This is a genomic window from Lysinibacillus sp. GW247-5R2A (assembly GCF_059424475.1).
In genome coordinates this window covers 149,455-170,475 of record NZ_JBWKZL010000007.1, presented here as the reverse complement: position 1 = coordinate 170,475, position 21,021 = coordinate 149,455, and the positions used below count along the sequence as shown (strand labels likewise).

General features: G+C 37.8%; 18 protein-coding genes and 1 other annotated feature. Of the genes, 13 read left to right on the top strand and 5 right to left on the bottom strand.

Annotation, left to right across the window (positions count from 1 at the left end):
* Position 1 precedes the first annotated feature (1 nt).
* The 5 genes from addA to AC07YC_RS12560 all read left to right on the top strand — a co-directional run bounded on the left by addA (position 2) and on the right by AC07YC_RS12560 (position 8,216).
* Entirely contained in the window at positions 2–3,718 is a 3,717-nt protein-coding gene (addA, locus tag AC07YC_RS12580) for a helicase-exonuclease AddAB subunit AddA (protein WP_494919554.1), read from the top strand.
* Between the two features lie 83 nt (positions 3,719–3,801).
* Positions 3,802–4,965, top strand: a complete 1,164-nt coding sequence (locus tag AC07YC_RS12575; protein ID WP_494919553.1) for a DUF418 domain-containing protein — start codon at positions 3,802–3,804, stop codon at positions 4,963–4,965.
* A 127-nt stretch (positions 4,966–5,092) separates the two neighbouring features.
* Positions 5,093–5,995: a fumarylacetoacetate hydrolase family protein gene (locus tag AC07YC_RS12570; protein ID WP_494919552.1), complete on the top strand. Its 903-nt coding sequence runs from the start codon at positions 5,093–5,095 to the stop codon at positions 5,993–5,995.
* A 186-nt stretch (positions 5,996–6,181) separates the two neighbouring features.
* Positions 6,182–6,550, top strand: coding sequence for a YisL family protein (locus AC07YC_RS12565; protein WP_012292941.1), 369 nt, complete (start codon positions 6,182–6,184; stop codon positions 6,548–6,550).
* Between the two features lie 169 nt (positions 6,551–6,719).
* Positions 6,720–8,216 (top strand): alpha-amylase family glycosyl hydrolase, encoded by a 1,497-nt coding sequence (locus AC07YC_RS12560; RefSeq protein ID WP_494919551.1) that lies wholly within the window; start codon positions 6,720–6,722, stop codon positions 8,214–8,216.
* Positions 8,217–8,317: 101 nt separating this feature from the next.
* On the opposite strand, the gene AC07YC_RS12555 is transcribed toward AC07YC_RS12560, so the two are convergent.
* Together AC07YC_RS12555 and AC07YC_RS12550 are read right to left on the bottom strand one after the other, a co-directional pair.
* Positions 8,318–9,175 carry a DegV family protein gene (locus AC07YC_RS12555; protein WP_025116792.1) on the bottom strand — a complete coding sequence of 286 codons (858 nt, stop codon included), beginning with the start codon at positions 9,173–9,175 and terminating at the stop codon, positions 8,318–8,320.
* Between the two features lie 144 nt (positions 9,176–9,319).
* Positions 9,320–10,129 carry a Cof-type HAD-IIB family hydrolase gene (locus AC07YC_RS12550; RefSeq protein WP_336636225.1) on the bottom strand — a complete coding sequence of 270 codons (810 nt, stop codon included), beginning with the start codon at positions 10,127–10,129 and terminating at the stop codon, positions 9,320–9,322.
* 121 nt (positions 10,130–10,250) lie between these two features.
* Between AC07YC_RS12550 and AC07YC_RS12545 the strand changes: the two genes are divergently transcribed.
* A complete protein-coding gene (locus AC07YC_RS12545; RefSeq protein WP_336636226.1) occupies positions 10,251–11,015 on the top strand; it encodes a prolyl oligopeptidase family serine peptidase in 765 nt (254 codons plus the stop codon).
* Between the two features lie 53 nt (positions 11,016–11,068).
* The gene (locus tag AC07YC_RS12540; RefSeq protein ID WP_036123413.1) at positions 11,069–11,377 is read left to right on the top strand and encodes a metal-sulfur cluster assembly factor; all 309 of its coding nucleotides are present in this window, start codon (positions 11,069–11,071) and stop codon (positions 11,375–11,377) included.
* Between the two features lie 59 nt (positions 11,378–11,436).
* Here the strand turns inward: AC07YC_RS12540 and AC07YC_RS12535 are convergent, their stop codons facing one another.
* The gene (locus tag AC07YC_RS12535; RefSeq protein WP_144788448.1) at positions 11,437–12,123 is read right to left on the bottom strand and encodes a Crp/Fnr family transcriptional regulator; all 687 of its coding nucleotides are present in this window, start codon (positions 12,121–12,123) and stop codon (positions 11,437–11,439) included.
* Between the two features lie 269 nt (positions 12,124–12,392).
* Here AC07YC_RS12535 and AC07YC_RS12530 point away from each other — a divergent pair, with 269 nt between their 5' ends.
* A complete protein-coding gene (locus AC07YC_RS12530; protein WP_336636227.1) occupies positions 12,393–14,519 on the top strand; it encodes an ATP-dependent Clp protease ATP-binding subunit in 2,127 nt (708 codons plus the stop codon).
* A gap of 49 nt (positions 14,520–14,568) precedes the next feature.
* Here the strand turns inward: AC07YC_RS12530 and AC07YC_RS12525 are convergent, their stop codons facing one another.
* Positions 14,569–14,763, bottom strand: a complete 195-nt coding sequence (locus AC07YC_RS12525; protein ID WP_336636229.1) for a YjzD family protein — start codon at positions 14,761–14,763, stop codon at positions 14,569–14,571.
* Between the two features lie 385 nt (positions 14,764–15,148).
* Here AC07YC_RS12525 and AC07YC_RS12520 point away from each other — a divergent pair, with 385 nt between their 5' ends.
* From AC07YC_RS12520 to AC07YC_RS12510, 3 genes are all read left to right on the top strand, one after another.
* Positions 15,149–16,087 (top strand): beta-ketoacyl-ACP synthase III, encoded by a 939-nt coding sequence (locus AC07YC_RS12520; RefSeq protein ID WP_008181752.1) that lies wholly within the window; start codon positions 15,149–15,151, stop codon positions 16,085–16,087.
* Positions 16,088–16,117: 30 nt separating this feature from the next.
* Positions 16,118–17,359: a beta-ketoacyl-ACP synthase II gene (fabF, locus tag AC07YC_RS12515; RefSeq protein ID WP_036123416.1), complete on the top strand. Its 1,242-nt coding sequence runs from the start codon at positions 16,118–16,120 to the stop codon at positions 17,357–17,359.
* 111 nt (positions 17,360–17,470) lie between these two features.
* A complete protein-coding gene (locus tag AC07YC_RS12510; protein ID WP_080709365.1) occupies positions 17,471–17,692 on the top strand; it encodes a YuzI family membrane protein in 222 nt (73 codons plus the stop codon).
* Between the two features lie 4 nt (positions 17,693–17,696).
* Here AC07YC_RS12510 and trpS read toward each other — a convergent pair whose 3' ends face one another.
* Positions 17,697–18,686, bottom strand: a complete 990-nt coding sequence (gene trpS, locus AC07YC_RS12505) for a tryptophan--tRNA ligase (RefSeq protein ID WP_336636231.1) — start codon at positions 18,684–18,686, stop codon at positions 17,697–17,699.
* Between the two features lie 61 nt (positions 18,687–18,747).
* Positions 18,748–18,973: a binding site (T-box leader), on the bottom strand.
* A 486-nt stretch (positions 18,974–19,459) separates the two neighbouring features.
* On the opposite strand from trpS, the gene spxA reads away from it, so the two are divergent.
* Positions 19,460–19,855, top strand: coding sequence for a transcriptional regulator SpxA (spxA, locus tag AC07YC_RS12500; RefSeq protein ID WP_025116803.1), 396 nt, complete (start codon positions 19,460–19,462; stop codon positions 19,853–19,855).
* A gap of 435 nt (positions 19,856–20,290) precedes the next feature.
* Entirely contained in the window at positions 20,291–20,959 is a 669-nt protein-coding gene (gene mecA / locus AC07YC_RS12495; protein ID WP_241601758.1) for an adaptor protein MecA, read from the top strand.
* Positions 20,960–21,021: the final 62 nt, after the last annotated feature.

Here is a 21,021-nt window from a genome sequence, read left to right as displayed (position 1 = left end):
CATGGTCCAAACAATTCCTATAAAGCCAGCGGATGTCTCTTGGACAGACGATCAATGGAAGGCCATTTACGCTAGTGGGCAGGATACACTTGTGTCGGCTGCGGCGGGGTCTGGGAAAACAGCGGTATTGATTAATCGTATGATTGAAAAAGTTATTGCTACTGACAATCCCATCAATGTAGATGAGCTACTGGTGGTGACCTTTACGAATGCTTCAGCAGCTGAAATGCGCCATCGAATGTCAGAAGCTCTAGAAAAGGCTATAGTAGAAAATCCAACTTCTAATCATTTAAGAAGACAACTGAGTCTTATTAATAAGGCTCAAATATCAACATTGCATTCTTTTTGTTTAGCAATTGTTAAACAATATGCTTATATGCTCGACATCGATCCTGGATTTCGTATTGCTAATGAAGCAGAGGTAGCTTTATTAAGAGATGATATTGTCGCGGATGTTCTAGAAGGAGCCTATGATTCTGAAGAAGAGACACAGATACAAGCTATTTATCGACTTGTGGATAGCTTTACATCGGATCGAGATGATCAAGCGATTGAAACACTGATAAGTAAGCTTTACGATACTTCCCGTGTACACGCAGAGCCACAGAGATGGCTAAGGAGCTTACCAAAAGCTTATGAATTAGCGGAGGAAGTGACGATTGATGATTTAGAGCTATCTCACTATGTTAAATTGACTGTTCGACATAGCTTAGAGGAAGCCTTTGTCCTCATTTCAGAAATGCGAGCAATTACCCTCCAACCCGATGGACCTGCCCCCTACGCTGAAACGGCAGAAATTGATTTTGCTATGATTCAGGAAGGGATTCGAATAAGTCAGGAAGGTACGTGGCAGGAACTCTTTGATTATTTTGCGACCGTTAAATGGTCTACATTAAAACGAGTATCCAAGGATGCTTTAGTAGACGTGGAGCTACAGGAGCTTGCAAAGAAAAAACGGGAAGCTGCGAAAAAAATTATGAATAAAATGAAAGAAACCTATTTTATTCGCACCCCTGCACGATTGCTAGAAGAAATACGCTTAATGGCGCCAATCATTGGCACATTAGTGGAATTGACGACGATTTTTAGTGAGCAATTCCGACTTGCCAAATTAGAGCGGGGTATTATTGATTTTTCAGATTTAGAGCATTATGCACTGCAAATTTTAACAGTCGAAATCGATGGAGAGTTACAGCCATCTCCCGTAGCCCTTGATTTGAAAAAACATTTTAAAGAAGTACTTGTGGATGAATACCAGGATACAAATATGCTACAGGAAACAATCTTACAACTTGTCAAGTCAGGGGAAGAACAGGATGGTAATCTGTTTATGGTGGGAGACGTCAAACAAAGTATTTATCGTTTCCGCTTAGCTGAACCTAAGCTCTTTATGAGGAAGTATAGTGAGTTCTTGGAAACGCCTGATGTAACGGGCATGCGTATTGATTTAAATGCCAACTTTCGTAGTCGTAAAGAGGTATTGAACGCGACGAACTATATTTTTGCACAAATTATGGGTGAGCGTGTTGGCGAAATTCTTTATGATGACAATGCGTCATTAAAGCCCGCAGCGCCCTATGATGAAAAAGAAGTACCTGTTGAGCTTGTCGTAATGCACCCTCCACAGGATGAGGAAGCAGTGGACGAGCAAGAGGATAAGACGGAAGAAGTGACTGAGCTAGAGGAATTAAAAAAGTCACAATATGAAGCACGTTTTATTATTGATCGTATTCGACAAATGATGGAGGATGGAACAACTGTTTATGACACGAAATCACTGACAGGAAGGCCGTTAAAGTATAGTGATATTGTTATTTTAATGCGTTCTATGACATGGTCGACAGATTTAGTGGAGGAATTTAAGCTAGCAGGTATTCCACTCTATGCAGAGTCGTCCAAAGGCTATTTTGATGCACTGGAAGTCATGATTATGTTAAATGTCCTAAAGGTAGTAGATAACCCTTATCAGGACATCCCGTTAGCTTCCGTACTGCGTGCACCGTTTGTTGGCTTAACAGAAAATGAATTAGCTAAAATCCGTTTAGCTGATTCAAAGGTACCTTTCTATGATGCGCTCCGACAATTTATCCGAAGTGAAGGACATGAGATACAGACAACTACGTTTGAAAAACTTCAACGCTTTATGCTAGCTTTTGAAAATTGGCGAGATTTAGCACGTCGTGGGTCACTATCAGATTTAATTTGGAAAATTTATTTAGATACACATTATTATGAAATGGTTGGCGCAATGCCCAACGGTAAGCAGCGTCAGGCCAATTTACGGATTTTACATGATCGTGCATTAATGTATGAGCAAACAGCCTTTCGAGGTCTTTTCCGCTTTTTACGCTTTATTGATCGGATGCGCACACGCGGAGATGATTTAGGTGCGGCTAAATCAGTTGGTGAAAAGGACGATGTAGTACGCCTTGTGACCATTCACTCCTCCAAAGGATTAGAGTATCCTGTAGTCTTTGTCGCAGGGATGGGACGTCCATTTAATAAAATGGATTTTCATAATCCTTATTTATTCGACCAAGATTTTGGACTAGCTGTAAAGGCCATTGACCCAGAAAATCGTATTACTTATACTTCATTACCGTTTTTGGCGCTGAAAGAAAAGAAAGAGCTGGAAATGCGTGCAGAGGAAATGCGTGTCTTATATGTTGCCATGACACGTGCTAAGGAGCGTCTGATTTTAGTGGGTTCCGTGAAAAATTGGGAGAAAACGCGAGACAACTGGAAGGATGCGCAAAATATACCAAGTGATGCTCCGCTTCAAGAATATTTGCGGGCTAGAGCAAATAGCTATCTAGACTGGGTTGGCCCAGCCGTGGCAAGGCATGGTGACTTTGCCTCTCAAGCTACGACTTCATATAAGGAATTGGACAGTCCATCCCATTGGTGGATACAGCCGGTTGATACGAAACATTATTCATATGATATACAGGCATTTGATGATGAAATACATCAACTCCTTACAACACAAGAGGACGAGGCGCTTTTATCCGAAATAACGACACGCTTTCAAGCGCAGTATACGTATCAAAAATCAACAAGAAAACGTTCTAAAACGTCGGTTAGTGAAATTAAACGTATTGAAAATTTACAGCGTCAGGAGGAGCCAGAATATTATTTTGCGACTCCAGCTAAGCAGACGTCAGCTTCAATTGCACCACGACCAACGTTTTTACAGGATCAACAGCTAACAGGTGCCGAAATAGGAACAGCTGTCCATACAGTGATGCAGCATATTCCACAGTTTGGCTTTGATGATATTGAAGCTGTAAAAGGCTTTGTAGCAGACTTAGTAGCAAAACAGCTACTGACAGAGGCAGAAGGAAAAGTCGTCCCTATAGCGAAAGTTTTTCATTTCTTTCATACCGAAATTGGGCAACGCTTTAAGCAAGCAAGACAGATTCGTAGAGAAATGCCATTTACTATTAGTAGAGTAGATGAAGATGGGGATGCTCAAATCGTCCAAGGGATTATCGACTGTTTGTTTGAGGATGAATATGGCAACTGGGTCTTACTAGATTATAAGACAGACCGTATTTTGCCTCATTTTGCAAAGGAGCCCGCTCTGACAAAAGAAATAATGGGGCGTTACGCTGTTCAGCTTCGTGTTTATAGTGAGGCTATTGAGTCGATTTTACAAATTAAAGTAAGCGATAAAGTACTGTATTTATTCGATAATGAACAAACTGTACAGGCATAAGTTTTTGTTATGGAAAAGCGGAGGATGCAATTTTTTGCTTGCTCTGCTTCAACCATAGCTGCTATTTAAGAGGAGGCTATTTTGTGGAGTTCAAACCGACAATGTTGCAGGATCGACTAGCAACATTAGATATTTTACGAGGTATTAGTTTAGTAGGCATTTTGCTCGTAAATATGTATACCTTTTATTTGCCAATGCCGCATATTGATTTAGCAACTTGGTTTACAACACCATCCGATATCGTATGGCAGAAAAATTTAGATATTTATGTACAAAGTAGCTTTTACCCACTGTTTGCGATGCTATTTGGATATGGGCTTGCCATGCAGTGGCAAAAAGCACAAAGTCGGGAGCAAAATTTCTATACGCTAGGATTACGTAGACTTTCTGTATTATTTGCCTTTGGCTTCATACATGCCGTGCTAATATGGTGGGGCGATATTTTAATGATGTACGCATTTTGCGGAATATTTTTAGTGCTTTTACTACGTTTAAGCCCTATTTGGTTAGTGGTTAGTGCAGTTATGATTAACGGTTTGATGCAAGTTTTTATGTTATTTGTCATTGGGATTATGCAATTTAATACGAAGGTGGATGACTATTTAGATATTGTATCTGTAGAGAAGGCGATTACAGCTTATGGTACTGGAAACTGGCTAGATGCTTTTCTGCAACGCTTAACAGACTTATCGACACAAGCAGGTATAGGAATGTGGTTTGCGGCATTGTTTACTATTTTACCGTATATGTTAATAGGGGCTGCTGCATCAAAATGGCGATTAGTAGAGCGAGCGAAAGAATTAAAATGGCTATGGCTAGCACTTGCGATTACGGGGTTGATTATAGGTATAACGATCAAAAGTTTACCCATTATGTTTACACGGACGTATTTATTGGATTATTTAAAGGTATACATAGGTGGCCCTATCCTTTCAGTGGGTTATGTCGCGGTCATAGTGCTACTTTGCCTGTTGCCAATTGTACCTAAGCTACTTAGTCCTTTTGGTAAAATCGGACGGATGTCGTTAACGATGTATATTATGCAATCCATTATCGGCACGTGTTTATTCTATCAATTTGGCTTTGGCTGGTATGGGAAGGTAAGTGTAGAAACAGGCGTATTCATTGCCATTGGAATAATTGTTGTGCAAATGATCATCGCCGAAATTTGGTTCACAAAATGGAAGCAAGGTCCTTTAGAGGCTTTATGGCGTAAATTAACGTATAAGGAAAAAGTAGAAATGTGATAATATATTCCGCTTCACATGCATAATCTATGAAGATATAACAACTTATAAAATTATTGTCGCAAAAGTGAGGCAATTTCTATCATATTGTTGTATCATGTAGAAAAAAGAAGGAGCTCTTTCAATCATGAAAATTTTATCATTCAAATTAGGTGGACATGTAAGCTTTGGACCAAAAGTAAAAAAAGAAGAAGCGGTATGGGATGTACTCGCTATTCAAAATGAACTTCAAGTTCTCCCTTCTTTTTCAAGTTCTATTGTAGATGGTATTGCACTAGGCTTTGATTTCGTTGAACAGATTCGTAAATTAGTAGAAGCAGCTGAAAAATCAGATCGTGCTAATAGTTTTAAACGTGAATTTACAGAAATCGAGTGGCTTTCACCCATTCCACGTACACCCAAAAATATTATGTGTATAGGTAAAAATTATAATGAACATGCCAAAGAAATGGGGGCAGAAGCAGCACCAACGGAATTAATGGTATTTACAAAATCGCCAACGGCTATTTCGGCAGATGGACAAACACTTTCCATTCACGCGGACCTTTCATCGAAAATGGATTATGAAGGGGAGCTTGCGATTGTCATTGGAAAACGTGGTAAAAACATTCCGAAAAACTTAGCATATGATTATGTATTTGGTTATACAATTGCCAATGATATAACAGCTCGTGATTTACAAGAGAAGCATAAACAATTCTTCTTAGGTAAAAGCTTGGAGGGCACTTGTCCGCTTGGACCATATCTTGTGACAAAGGATGAAATTCCAAATCCTCAAGACTTAACAGTAGTCACAAAGGTAAACGATGAAGTGCGCCAAAATGGCTCGACGAAGGACATGATGTTCTCAGTGGAAACTTTAGTATCTATCCTATCTCAGCATGTAACACTTGAGCCAGGTGATGTTATTTTAACAGGTACACCAGCTGGAGTTGGAAAAGGCATGAACCCGCCACAATTCTTAAAGGCTGGAGATACGGTAAAAGTATCTATTCAAGGCATCGGTACTTTAGTCAACCATTTTGAATAATAATAGGGAATCCGCGTGAGTCTTTACTCCGCGGATTTTTTTAGTACTTATCGTGTAAGTTGCTTTTTAGGGAGTTTCTAAGTCACAAATGGTGTAAATTATGTGAACACTATTGTAATGTTTGAAACCCTTTCCATCGCATGGTAGGATAGAGTTTGATAGAAAAATGAATGAGGTGGGACAAACATGGGTTTTTTAACTAGCCAAACGCATTTGCATATTACTACTTGGGTAGTAGCTATTGTTATCTTTTTAATCGCTGCGCTAATGGGCAAGCAATCAAAAGGCTTACATATGACATTGCGTCTATTTTATGTACTAATTATTATTACAGGTGGGGCATTATTCATTGAAGGCATGAATTACAACATGGGCATGCTTTACGGCTTTAAATTCATAGGCGGTATTCTAGTAATTGGTATGATGGAAATGGTTTTAGTACGCCAAAAGAAAAATAAACCAACTGGCATGTTTTGGATTTTATTTGCAGTATTCTTATTGATTACATTGTTCCTAGGCTTCAAGCTACCAATGGGTCAAAATTTCTTAGCATAATATTTGGTGAAAGTCGTGAAGTATTTGCTTCGCGGCTTTTATTTTATTAAAAACAGCGATCATACTGAAATGGAAGGGAACGGACACCTTTTTGCCGTAATTCCTTCCGCATTTTCGTAAAATCTTTTGAAAAGATAGCGACGTGACAGTGATATTTGGTAAAATGACGATGGATTGGTTTGAAAGAGAGGGAATAACAGTGAAATTCAAGAAGTGGATAAGTGCGACAGCTGCATCACTTTTACTAGCTACTACATTCGTAAGTACTACACCTGTAGCGCATGCGGATGAAAAAGCGACAACATCGATTGCAGAAGAGAGCATCTATGATTTACTCGTTGACCGTTTCTTTAATGGCTCGGGCACAAACGATTTTGATACAAATACGCAAGACCCTTCGAAATTTGCAGGAGGGGATTTTACAGGTTTACAAGATAAATTAAAATTTATCGGTGAAATGGGCTATACGATTGTTTCCATTGGACCTATTTATTCTACAGAGAAATATGATGGATCCATGCTCACAAGCTATTCTACGATTGAACGCCATTTTGGAACTGCAGAAGAATTCCAAAGTGTTGTAGAGGCTTATAAAGCTAAAAATATGTCTATAATGGTGGATTTTCCACTCAATGATGTAAGTCCTAATCATGAATGGGCAAAGGATGCTGCGAAAGCAGACTGGATTGCTTCTACGAATAATGCACAAGTACAATGGGATTTAACGAATACAGATGTGCAAGAAGCACTTATTCAAGCAGCAATCGATTTTGTTTCTACATATGATATTGGTGGAATTCGATTAACTCATATTTCTGATGCTGATACGGATTTTATTAATAAAATGATAGCGGCATTAAAAGAGACAAAATCATCTCTTTATGTCATAACAAATGAAGCGAGCGATGCTGATTTTGATGCAACCTTCTCACCAGCGACAGCAGAAATTTATCGCAATATCTTTAAGAACGTTGATATGGACTCATCTAAATTAACAGAGCCGTTTGCAGGAGAAAAACCGACGCAAATTATGGTGGATTCTTTAGAAACCCACCGTTTTACTTTCGATTCTGCGAATGAAAACATGTTCCCACCTACACGTTTAAAAATGGCTATGGGTGCTTTATTTATGATGCCAGGGACTCCAGTTGTCCAATATGGTACAGAAATTGCCATGAACGGGGAAGCTAAACCTGATACACATCAACTTTATAACTTTAAAACAGATGAAGAATTAATTGACTATATTAAAAATGTTCAATCCTTACGAAATCAGTCTGCCACTTTACGTAATGGTGATTTTAACGTCATTACAAATGAAAATGGTTTACTTGTCTTTACACGTACTTCGGATGAAGAGCAATGGGTAATTATGGTCAATAATACGAGCAAAACCCAGCGCGTGGATTTAACACCTGAACAACTGGGTGAAGGGAAAATGCTAAACGGGATTTTACATGAGGAAAAAGTTCGTATAAACGAAAAGCAAGTGTATCCAGTCATTTTAGACAGAGAAATGGTAGAGATATATCAGGTTCGCAATGATGAGGGGCTAAACATGCCGTATATGGTTGCCCTTGGTTTAGTTTGGGTCATTTTTATTGGCTTTGTTGTAATCATCATTAAACGAGGAAAAGTTCGTCGTCAAGAACAAGACGCTTCTTAATATCTACACAAAAAATAGCATGCTAGGAGTTATCCTAACATGCTATTTTTGTTTTCATTTAGTAATACTCCAATAGCTCGGCAATTCCAAGCTACCATAGTTTAGCCTTCATAGCTCTTATTCGTGAAGAAAATCGCGATAGTGCCTGGACCCACATGTGAACCGATGGCTGAGCCAATCATCGTAATTTGAACAGCCTGTGGAGAAAAACGCTCCTGAATGGATGCTTTTGCTTCATTGGCAAAGGCCATATCATCACTATGACTAATACCAACAATTTTATTCGTAAAGTTACCTCCACGCTCCTGCATTAAATCCAGCATACGATTAAGGGCCTTTTTACGACCACGTGATTTTTCTATCGGTACAAGTTTGCCATCTTCTACATTTAAAATAGGCTTAATGCTTAGAAGGCCACCTAAAAAGGCACTAGCTTTTGAGACACGGCCACCTTTAGCAAGGTAGTCCAAATCTTCAACTGTAAATAAATGCTCTATTTGAGGAGCGAAAGCGCTAATTCTAGACGCTACATCTTCAAATGAGGTACCTAAATTTCTAAGACGAACAGCCTCTTCCACAACAAGACCATGTCCTAGTGATGCACATTTAGAGTCGATAATGACTAATTTCAATGAAGGATATTGTTCTAATACTTGATTACGTATCATTTGAGCAGTACTATATGTGCCGGATAACTCTGATGAAAAGGCAATATAGATACCTTCTTCTTCATTCTTAGCTAAATCTTCAAAGTGCTTCAAAAAAAGCTCTGGCGACACTTGAGATGTTTTGGGTTGGGCACCTTGACGGATTCCATCATAAACCTCTTTGGAATCAATGGAAATGACATCATCATATTCTTTGTTGTTCAATTGCACTCGTAAAGGGAGTAGCACGACATCATTTTCTTCATAGTAAGACTTTGGTAGATCACATCCACTATCCGTAAAAATCTTCATTCTCTTGTCCCCCTAATTTCAACTTACTTTTTAAAGCCTTTTTAGCTTTATTCAGTCGGTACTCACTTAAATCAACCAGAAGGGGTACCACTGAATAAAGTTAAACTGGTAAAAATGGTATGGTAACTTGAACTTACTACGTAACTATGATAATTTCAAGCGTTCGATGAGTATTTTTGCAATCCCGTCATCATTATTTGTAGTAGTTATTTCATTGGCAATATTTTTAAGGGTTGATATACCATTCCCCATCGCTACGCCAAGTCCAGCATATTCGATCATCTCTAAATCATTGTCTTCATCACCAAAGGCAATAATACGTTCACGTGGAATACCTAAATCCTTTGCTACGTGTGCAATGCCTACTGCTTTATTTAAGCCACGTCGAACAATCTCTATAATATGAAGAGGTGCGCCCCAACGACGGTGTTCAATAACTTCAGCGTGCACTGCCTGTAAGTGGTCGCGAATAATGACAGAATTGGCTTCATTTGCCTGTATCAGTAAACTTGTAGGATTATCTAAGAGATGTGTATATAAATCCCCAAGTGTAATTTTTGGATTACCCATATTAAAAATATTTAAGATGCGATCATCCTCTGTGTGTACATAAATATCATCCTTCACCTCTGCAATGATATTTTCATACTCGTAACTATTAATGGAATTAACGACATCATGGACAACACTTAAATCAATGGGAGTGTGCATATGCTGCCAAGAGACATTTTTAGGATGATGCACATAGGCTCCATTAAAATTGACTATTGGTGTTGTAAGCCCAAGCTCATGATAATAAATATCACTGGCACGGTATGGACGGCCAGTTGCAATCATTACTTGGTGTCCTTGTTCCTTAGCCTGCAATAATGATTTTTTTGTTTTTGCGGAAATTTGTTGTTGGTCTGTTAATAAAGTACCATCTAAATCCAATACGATTAAATGCGGTTTCATAGCTTGTTGCCCCTTTCCTATAGTTTGAATAGTATCTCTTTGTCTTTCATTCGTCAAAATTTTGTCACAGTGAAAAAAGTTTGCTAACATAAAGATGAGACAAGAGTTGGGAGTGACAAGAATGTTTGTAGAAAAAGAAATGTGGGGAAATATTCCTTTATTACATATACATACAGACAGTATGAATGAAGATACCCCAGTAGTGATCTTTTTACATGGCTTTATGAGTGCAAAAGAACATAACTTACACTATGCATATCAGTTGGTGCATAAGGGGGTGCGTGTCCTATTACCAGATGCAAAATTTCATGGTGACCGTAGCGAAGGCCTCACAGAGATGCAAATGAACTTGAAATTTTGGGACATTGTTATAAATTCTATTCATGAAGTGGAACAATTATATAATGAATTAAAGAATAAAAATTTAATAGCTCATCATAAAATTGGCATAGCAGGTACGTCCATGGGTGGTATTGTGACATCAGGCTGTCTTAAGCTGTATGATTGGATTCAAACGGCTGCAGTATGTATGGGTGCGCCTGGTTTTATAAAATTGGGTGAATACCAATTGCAGCAATTTTCAAAAAGCGGTGTCAATTGGCCCATGACAGAGGAAGATGTGCAAAAGATTAATGAGGTCCTCGCAACCTATGATGTCAGTCTAACTCCTGAAAAATTTGCAGGACGCCCGATTTTCTTTTGGCACGGTGAATTAGATAAAACTGTACCTTTCCATGAAACCTATAAATTTTATGAAACATTACGGGAATACTATCAAGCAAACCCTGAAAATTTAACATTCATGGTGAATAAAAAGGCTGGACATGCTGTACCACGTGACGGAATGTTAGCAGCAACAGATTGGCTTGCAGAGCATTTGGCATAATATGATGCATCTGCTATGATAAGGTTAACACTATGATGGAAGGAGAAATGAGAATGGATCAAGATATGAAAGATAGCATGTTAGGTGCATTAGAAAACGTAATTGACCCTGAGCTTGGAATTGATATCGTCAACTTAGGTTTAGTATATGATGTAGAATTAGATGATGAAGGTGTAGCGACGGTTACAATGACGCTAACATCGATGGGGTGTCCACTTGGCCCAGTAATTGTGGATCAAGTGAATACAGCATTAAATGAACTACCAGAAGTGAAAAGTACAAATGTAAACATTGTATGGAATCCACCTTGGTCAAAAGATAAAATGTCACGCTATGCAAAAATGGCATTGGGTGTACGCTAATAGTGGCTATTAAAAATCCCTGCTTATAAAAAATAAGCAGGGATTTAGCATGTAACGAATTAATCGATACGGCATACTTGTAAAGGACAATTTTCGCAGGCAATCTCATTTTTTAAAAATTGTAAATCGTGAATAGTAATAAAACCTTTGTCAAAAGTCAAAATATCATGTTTTTTTAAATCATTCAACATACGATTAATCATTTCACGACTAGTCGCACACAAATTGGCAATTTCCGTATTTGTTAGTTGAAACTCAATAAAAATGGAACCATCCTCTAAAGGTTTACCATACGTATTAGATAGACGAATGAGTGTTGAAAACAAGGCACCCTTTTTCCCATTTAACACTAAATCACGCAAACGACTCTGATGTTTTAAATTTTCTGTCTGTAGCCACTTCATGTATTCCACCATGATTGTAGGCTGTTCTTCCAGTAAATGTTCTAATGATTTTCTACTTAAAACATATAGCGTAGCAGATTCTAAAACTTTTGCAGTCATGGAGTTATAGACAAGGTTACAAAATAATGAACCCTCTCCAATGATACTATTAGGACCACATATACGAATCGTCAATTCCTTGCCAGCTTCGGTTTCTTGACTAATCGATATAACACCTGACTTAATATAGTATATTTCCTTTGACCGTTCACCCTCTAGAAAAATTTTATTCCCTTTATTTACTTTGATAAAAACACCATGCTTTTGAAAAAGGTCCATAATTTTTTCAAACATATTATCCATTGAAACCATATCTCCAACACATCGCTTTCTTTTTGTAATAAATGGCGATTATTACAAAAGGACAGTGGATTTTTCGATACTAAAACATAGAAACATACTATTATTATAACGTAAATTTTCATAAATAAGTGTAAAAATTTAGTGCTATTTCTTTGCGAAGAACTGTCGAGTGATGTAAAATAAAGTTAGTCAAAGAAGGTCAAACTTTTAAAAAGAACCAGAATGGGTATAAAAATTATGCGAAATATTAAAGTAAAGGAGTGCTAGCTATGCAATTTCAACAAACAGATAATCAAAAGCCATTAGAGCAATTTGGACGTAATTTAATAGAAGAAGTTAAAAATGGCAAAATGGATCCTGTCATTGGGCGCGATGAGGAAATTCGAAATGTCATTCGTATTTTAACACGTAAAACAAAAAATAATCCTGTATTAATTGGTGAGCCAGGAGTTGGTAAAACAGCAATTGTAGAAGGCTTAGCGCAACGTATTGTGAAGGGTGATGTACCAGAGGGCTTGAAAGAGTGCGTGCTATACGAGCTGGATATGAGTGCCTTAATTGCAGGTGCAAGCTACCGTGGCCAATTTGAAGAGCGTTTAAAAGGCGTGTTAAAAGAAGTGAAAGATTCAGAAGGTCAAATCATTTTATTTATAGATGAAATTCATACAATTGTAGGCGCAGGCAAAACGGATGGCGCTATGGATGCAGGAAATATGTTAAAGCCCATGCTAGCTCGTGGTGAATTACATTGTATCGGTGCTACTACATTAGATGAATATCGTATGTATATTGAAAAAGATCCTGCCTTAGAACGCCGGTTCCAGCAAGTTCTTGTACGTGAGCCTTCTATTGAGGATACTGTGTCTATTTTAAGAGGCTTAAAAGAACGCTTTGAATTACATCATGCAGTACGTATTCATGACCGCGCGATTGTGGCCGCAGCAGAACTATCCAATCGTTATATTACAGAGCGATTTTTACCAGATAAGGCGATTGATTTAATTGATGAGGCATGTGCCATGATTCGAACAGAAATTGATTCAATGCCACAGGAACTTGATGCCGTGACTCGTCGTATTATGCAGCTAGAAATTGAAGAACAAGCGTTGCGTAAGGAAAAGGACGAAGCAAGTAAAAAACGTCTGGAGCAATTACGAGAGGAATTGGCAAAGTTAAAAGAGTCCTCTGAAGGAATGCGGCAACAATGGGAGGCAGAGAAGGAAAAGCTACATGATATTCAGAAAAAACGAGAGACATTAGATAAGTACCGTCGTGATTTAGATGAAGCGGAAAGTAAGTATGATTTAAATAAAGCTGCAGAATTACGACATGGTAAAATTCCAACACTTGAAAAAGACATTCAGGTGCTCGAAAAAGAATTAGAAAGCGGCGCAGAGTCCCGTATTTTACGTGAAGAAGTGACAGCTGAAGAAATCGCAGCAATTGTTTCTCGCTGGACAGGTATTCCTGTGACAAAATTAGTGGAGGGCGAGCGAGAAAAACTATTACGTTTAAAAGATACATTACATGAACGCGTAGTTGGCCAAGATACAGCTGTTCAGTTAGTAACAGAGGCTGTATGGCGTGCTCGTGCAGGCATTAAAGATCCGCAGCGTCCAATTGGTAGCTTTTTATTCTTAGGTCCGACAGGTGTTGGGAAAACAGAGCTTGCTAAGGCACTAGCTGCTCAATTATTTGATTCAGAGGATCATTTTATTCGAATTGATATGAGTGAATATATGGAAAAGCATAGTGTGTCTCGCTTAGTTGGTGCTCCTCCAGGGTACATTGGCTATGAGGAAGGCGGTCAATTAACGGAAGCTGTCCGTCGCAATCCTTATTCTGTAGTGTTATTAGATGAAATTGAAAAAGCACACCCAGATGTGGCTAATATTTTATTGCAAATTTTAGATGACGGTCGCATTACAGATAGTCAAGGACGTATGGTCAATTTTACAAATACCGTAGTGATTTTAACGTCGAATATCGGCTCTAGTTATTTAATGGAGGCAAAAGATGACGATCCAACCGTTGAAGACTTGGTTATGACTGCTCTCAGACAGCATTTCAAACCAGAGTTATTAAACCGTATGGATGATATTATCTTTTTCCATGCCTTATCAAATAAACACTTTACAGCAATTGCTTGGAAGTATGTAGAGCAGTTAATTAACCGTGTGGCTGAACAAGAAATTACATTAGCTGTCGACCAAGAAGTTATTGATTGGGTTGTGCTACAAGGAGCAGATGCTCAATTTGGGGCAAGACCACTAAAACGCTTCGTACAACGACATATCGAAACGGCTGTGGCAAAGGAACTGCTACGGGGCGAGGTATTGCCTGGAGAAACATTGCATGTAAAAATGAATGATGGCCATTGTATAGTGGAAAAATAACAGAAAAAACCTGTTTCGCATAATGCGGAACAGGTTTTTTCTAGCTGAATTAATGATGGTCTGCAGCCTCTGGTGTAGGATCGTTTGGAAGGATTGCTCCAATAATAAAAATTAAGATGGAGAATACAACTGAAACGATTGCCCCTGTCTTAAAATCAAATGGTGCACCAAGTACAGAGCTGACTACATAGTTTAACATTGAAACTAGTAGGAATGACCATACGAACGTTACGATATATTGCATTAATTTCACCTCAACCGAACTTTTTTCATCATAAGTTTTTACTCATATTCATTATCATATCATAACATAAATCGAAAAAAAATGAATCTTTTATGTGAAACATGGCGATTTTGTCACAACAAATACAAGGTTTTGCATTTTATAATTCTCATGTATTTTTTGCGGCATTCAATTTGCCAAAGTATGCAAACCTGAAAAAGGGAATTAGGCAACTCTATAGATTTTACACTATATGCAGTATAACCCTAAGCCTACCTTCTAAAACAAAGAAACGACGCGTTTAACATACAATAATTTTAAATCGTCTTGCGTCATTCCTTTACTATGCGTTATAATTATGACCAGTTACTAATAATTGATAGTAAGAAAGCTGAGGGGTTGCTATATGAACGCTGGTATTTTAGGAATAGGCAAATACGTTCCTGAGAAAGTCGTGACAAATTTTGATTTAGAAAAAATAATGGATACTTCGGATGAGTGGATTCGTACGCGAACAGGCATTGAAGAACGTCATTTTGCGGCAGATGATCAGGAAACTTCAGATTTAGCAGTAGCCGCTGCTAAAGAAGCTATTGCAAAAGCGGGTATTACGCCTGAGGAGATTGGGTTAATACTTGTAGCAACTGTCACACAGGATCAAACTTTCCCAAGTGTAGCATGTATGGTTCAGGAACAACTCGGAGCAGTAAATGCTGCGGCGATGGATCAAGCAGCCGCATGTGCAGGATTTATATATAGTTTAGTGACAGCTAAACATTTTGTAGAGGCAAACACTTATAAATATGTCTTAGTAGTAGGTGTTGAAAAGCTGTCAAAAGTCATTGATTGGAATGATCGAAATACAGCAGTATTATTCGGTGATGGCGCGAGCGCAGCAGTTGTAGGGCCAGTATCTGAAGGCAGAGGTATTTTATCATTTGAGCTTGGTGCAGATGGCACAGGCGGTAAAAATCTTTATTTAACAAAACAAGACACAATTGCCATGAATGGTCGTGAAGTATTTAAATTTGCTGTACGCCAAATGGGTGAATCGGCTGTCAGTGTGTTAGATAAAGCAGGATTAACAAAAGAAGACGTAGATTTTTTAGTGCCGCATCAGGCAAATATACGTATTATGGAATCTGCTCGTGAGCGATTAGAGCTACCACCAGAAAAAATGTCAAAAACGATTCATAAATATGGGAATACTTCTGCAGCATCGATTGGTATTTCCTTGGTAGATGAGCTTGAAGCAGGTAAAATTAAAGAGGATGATTTATTAGTCCTTGTTGGTTTTGGTGGCGGCTTAACATGGGGTGCCGTAGCCATGAGATGGGGAAAATAAGTAGGAATAATGCTTGAGGGGAGTAAGACAATGAGTAAAAGACGAGTAGTAATTACAGGAATTGGCGCAGTTACACCACTAGGAAATAGCATCGAAGAAACATGGGCGAACATTAAAGCTGGTAAATCTGGCATTGGTGAGCTAACACGTTTGAATAAAGAGCTTTTTGCAGCCAAAATTGCAGCAGAAGTGAAAGATTTTGATATTGAAAAATATATTGATCGTAAAGAAGCTCGAAAGATGGACCGCTTTACACATTATGCATTAGCTGCTTCAATCATGGCTATGGAAGATGCACAGCTAACAATTGATGAGGAGTTAGCTCCACGTGCGGGTGTTTGGATTGGTTCGGGTATTGGTGGAATGGAAACCTATGAGCAACAGTTTTTAACATTCCAAGAGCGTGGGGCAAGACGAGTTAGCCCATTCTTCATTCCAATGATGATTCCAGATATGGCTTCAGGTCAAGTGTCGATTCATTTAGGTGCAAAGGGAATTAACTCTTGCTCAGTAACGGCATGTGCTTCTGGAACAAACTCAATTGGAGATGCTTTTAAAGTTATTGAACGTGGGGATGCAGATGTTATGATTTCAGGTGGTGCGGAATCACCAATCGTAACGATGGCTGTCGCAGGTTTCTGTGCCAATACTGCATTATCTTTAAATCAAAATCCACAAGAAGCATGCCGTCCATTTGATAAAAATCGTGATGGATTTATTATTGGTGAGGGTGCAGGTATTGTCATCTTAGAAGAATACGAACATGCAAAAGCTCGTGGTGCTAAAATCTATGCGGAAGTATTAGGTTACGGTGCAACAGGAGATGCTCATCATATTACTGCTCCAGCTCCAGAGGGTGAAGGTGCGGCACGTGCAATGATGCAAGCATTGACAGATGCTGGTGTAGAGGCATCTCAAGTTGATTATATTAATGCACACGGCACTAGTACGCCATATAATGACTTATTTGAAACACAAGCAGTTAAAACTGCTTTCGGTGACCATGCTTATAACCTAGCTATGAGTTCTACAAAGTCTATGACAGGACACTTATTAGGGGCAGCAGGGGGCGTAGAAGCTATTTTTACCGCTCTTGCACTTAAAGAAGGTATATTACCACCAACGATTAATTTAACAGATCCAGATCCTGATTGTGATTTAGATTATGTTCCAAATGAAGCGAGAGAAGCAAACATTCAATATGCAATGAGTAATTCTCTTGGTTTTGGTGGTCATAATGCAAGTCTTCTATTTAAAAAATATGAAGCATAAATAGTACATCTAAACTCAAAAAACGTCAGCCAAATTTAATTGGCTGACGTCTTTTTTTATAGTTTTGTGAATAAATGATAAGTAAGAAGAAATAGAAAGGATGCCGTTACATTGTTCCGACTCTTTTTATTTTTAGTAAGCTATGGTCTCATGATCCTCTCAATAGGGAATCTTATATTGTATTTAAATTACCGTACGCTAGGGTATTCTTGGAAAGTTGTGTTCAAATTTATTTTTCAAACTACGGAATTTTATATGGCGGTTGGTGCTTGTATCATCATATGTGCTGTCGTTCTTGATATAGGCTTTGATCGAACGTCAGATAAGCTATAATTGATTAACGGCGTGCACGACCAAGGCCCATCGCCTCTTCCATACGTTTTAATGTGGCACTGGCAATTGCATTTGCTTTTTCAGCACCTTCATCAAGGATGACGTCTAATTCAGAGGATTCTACTAAATGATAGAATTTTTCTTGAATTGGCGTTAGGTGAGCGATTACAGCAGTAGCTACACCTTGCTTGAAGCCACCATAACCAATGCCTTCATATTTTTTAACTAGATCATCAATAGAAATACCTGAAATAGCCGATTCAATCGTCAATAAATTTGAAACACCTGGTTTATTTTCTACATCAAATGCTACGATACCATCAGAATCAGTTACAGCTGATTTAATTTTTTTCTCAATATCTTTTGCTGTGTCTAGCAATCTGATTGTCGCCTTTGTATTGGGATCAGATTTACTCATTTTTTTTGTTGGCTCTTGTAGAGATTTAATGCGAGCACCAGCTTTTGGTAATTGAATCTCTGGGATTGTTAAAACGTCACCATAACGTTTATTAAAGCGTTCTGCTAGATCACGTGTTAACTCGATATGTTGTTTCTGATCATCACCCACTGGGACAATATTTGTGTTGTAAAGTAGAATGTCTGCAGCCATCAATGGTGGGTATGTTAAAAGAGCCGCAGAGACACTCTCTTTACCATGAGATTTATCTTTAAATTGTGTCATACGTTCAAGTTCACCGATAGATGCAACGCATTGTAACATCCATCCTGCCTGAGCATGTGCTGGCACCTCTGATTGAATAAATAATGTAGATTTTTTAGGATCGATGCCAGTGGCAATATAAGTAGCAGCAAGCTTACGAATACTTTCTCGTAATTCCTTTGGATCTTGAGCGACTGTAATAGCGTGTTGATCGACGATGCAATAGATTGCATCTCCTTCATCTTGAAGGGCAGGGAATTGCTTGAAGGCTCCTAAGTAGTTCCCTAAAGTTACAATTCCTGTAGGCTGTACTCCAGAAAAGATGGTTGTCATAAAATTTTCCTCCTCGAATTCAAATAAAAAACATCACGCGTCCTCATTAGACTTTTTCTAATGAAGGGACGAATGATGTTTGAATCCGCGGTACCACCCAGCTTGCCTTAACGGCCACTCAGCTTCGTAACGTGAAGGGACGAGCCTTGCTAGTAGTTTCTATTCATGAAACGTTCACAAAGCTAACTCGGAAGTCCATTCCATATGCCTCACGATCTGTTTTCACCAACCACAGACTCTCTAAACGTGTCATTAACATATGTACTACTCTTCGTCAGCGTTTTTCTCAATTTAACATGAAATTGATTTTATTGCATTGAATTATATTATAAAGATTTCATTGTGTAAAGTCAGACTTTTGGCGGTGTTTTTTTTAGAGAAAAAATTATATGCTTTTTTTGTTGTGTAAATTTGTTATAAAAAGAAACTTTTTTATTAAAATTAACTTGTGGTGTACACGTCGAATTGACAATTTTCTCGTTTATTTTAGATAAATGAGAACAGCAGAGCGACGTAAAAAGATGTTTAAAATACACTTAAAGTGGGAATAGTAGTAGTAGTTCGGAATGTTGTGAAAAAAGTATATACATTAAAAGGTATATAAAAAGACAGAAAATTTAGCAAGACGCCCATTCTTTTTTTTATTGGAACTATATTCAAAAACAGCTGAGTGCTGTATAATGGTACTGTATATTTTACATTACATTAATTCTAATTTAACACACTGGTTTATAGATATGATTACAAAATGAAAGGATGTGTCAGAACGAATGATCGTAACTCTATTTACATCACCAAGTTGTACCTCTTGCCGTAAAGCGAAAGCATGGCTAGAGGAGCACGAAATTCCCTATACAGAGCGTAATATATTTTCTGAACCACTAAGTATTAGTGAAATTAAAAAAATCTTACGTATGACGGAAGATGGCACAGATGAAATTATTTCTACGCGTTCTAAAATATTCCAAAAATTAAATGTAGATGTGGAAAGTTTACCTTTACAACGTTTATATGAATTAATTCAGGAATATCCTGGTTTATTACGCCGACCAATCATTCTAGATGAAAAACGTCTACAAGTTGGCTATAACGAAGATGAAATTCGTCGTTTCTTACCTCGAAAAGTTCGAGCATATCAATTGCAAGAAGCACAAAGAATGGTGAATTAATTTTATCTATTCTGAATAAAATAAGTAGTAGATGTTACAGATGTGAGATGCATATTGTGACATCTATTTTTTTATGTTTTACTTATGTAAAACCTTCTATATAAAGTATAATAATTAATAGGGCAAAGTCATATATTTCCGTTAAAGTATGTTAAACTTGATTTAAGTTAAATAGTTTACTACAATTTCAATAATTCAAATATCTTCTGTGAAATGGTGTATATCCTTTTCATTTTATGACAGAACAGCATACAATAGTGTTAGAGACAACTGTAAATAAAAAAATTTAATGTTTGCAGTTCCTCGTGTGGTTTTACTGGTGTGGTCAAAGGTTGAAAAACAAATGCAGTATGAAGGTTAAAAACAAAGAATAAAAGCATACTAATGAAACAAAACTGTTTTTCGACATATGACAGTGAAGGGAGATGAGGTCTAGTGGACATCGAACGTGTAAATGAAAATACACTTAAGCTCTTTATTACGTACAATGATATAGAGGATCGCGGCTATAGTCGTGAAGAAATCTGGTACAATCGAGCGAAGGGTGAACAGCTTTTTTGGGATATGATTGATGAAGTAAATACGGAGGATTATTTTGATGTAGAAGGTCCGATTTGGATTCATATCAATGCATCTGAAGTAGGCTTAGAAATCATTGTCACACGTGCACATATCTTAAAAGACGGTGAAACATTAGATGGTCATTCGAATTTTGATGAACACAAAGAGATGTTTGCACCATTCGATGAAGTTGGGGACGATCTTCTTAGCCAACTAACTCAATTTGGTGACATGGATGAATCAGAATTATTTATGGATACAGACATTTATGTATATAAATTTAAAGATATTGATGAGTTAATCCCTGTTGCAAAACGAATGATGGACGAATTAGTGGATTCCTCATTATTTAAATATGAAAATTGGTACTATCTAGTGGTTGATTTCGGAAATGCAGATGAAGAGTTAAATCGTCACGATCGAAATGCGGTCATCAAAGAATTTTTAACGCCATCTAATTTTACGATTCATCGTTTAGAAGAATACGGCGAAAAAATAATGGAATTTAATTGCTTTGAGACAGTTCGAAAATACTTTGCATAAGCATATGTTTACTTGATTTTCTAGACTGTAGTGAACTCGGTAAATTTATCGAGATTCACTAC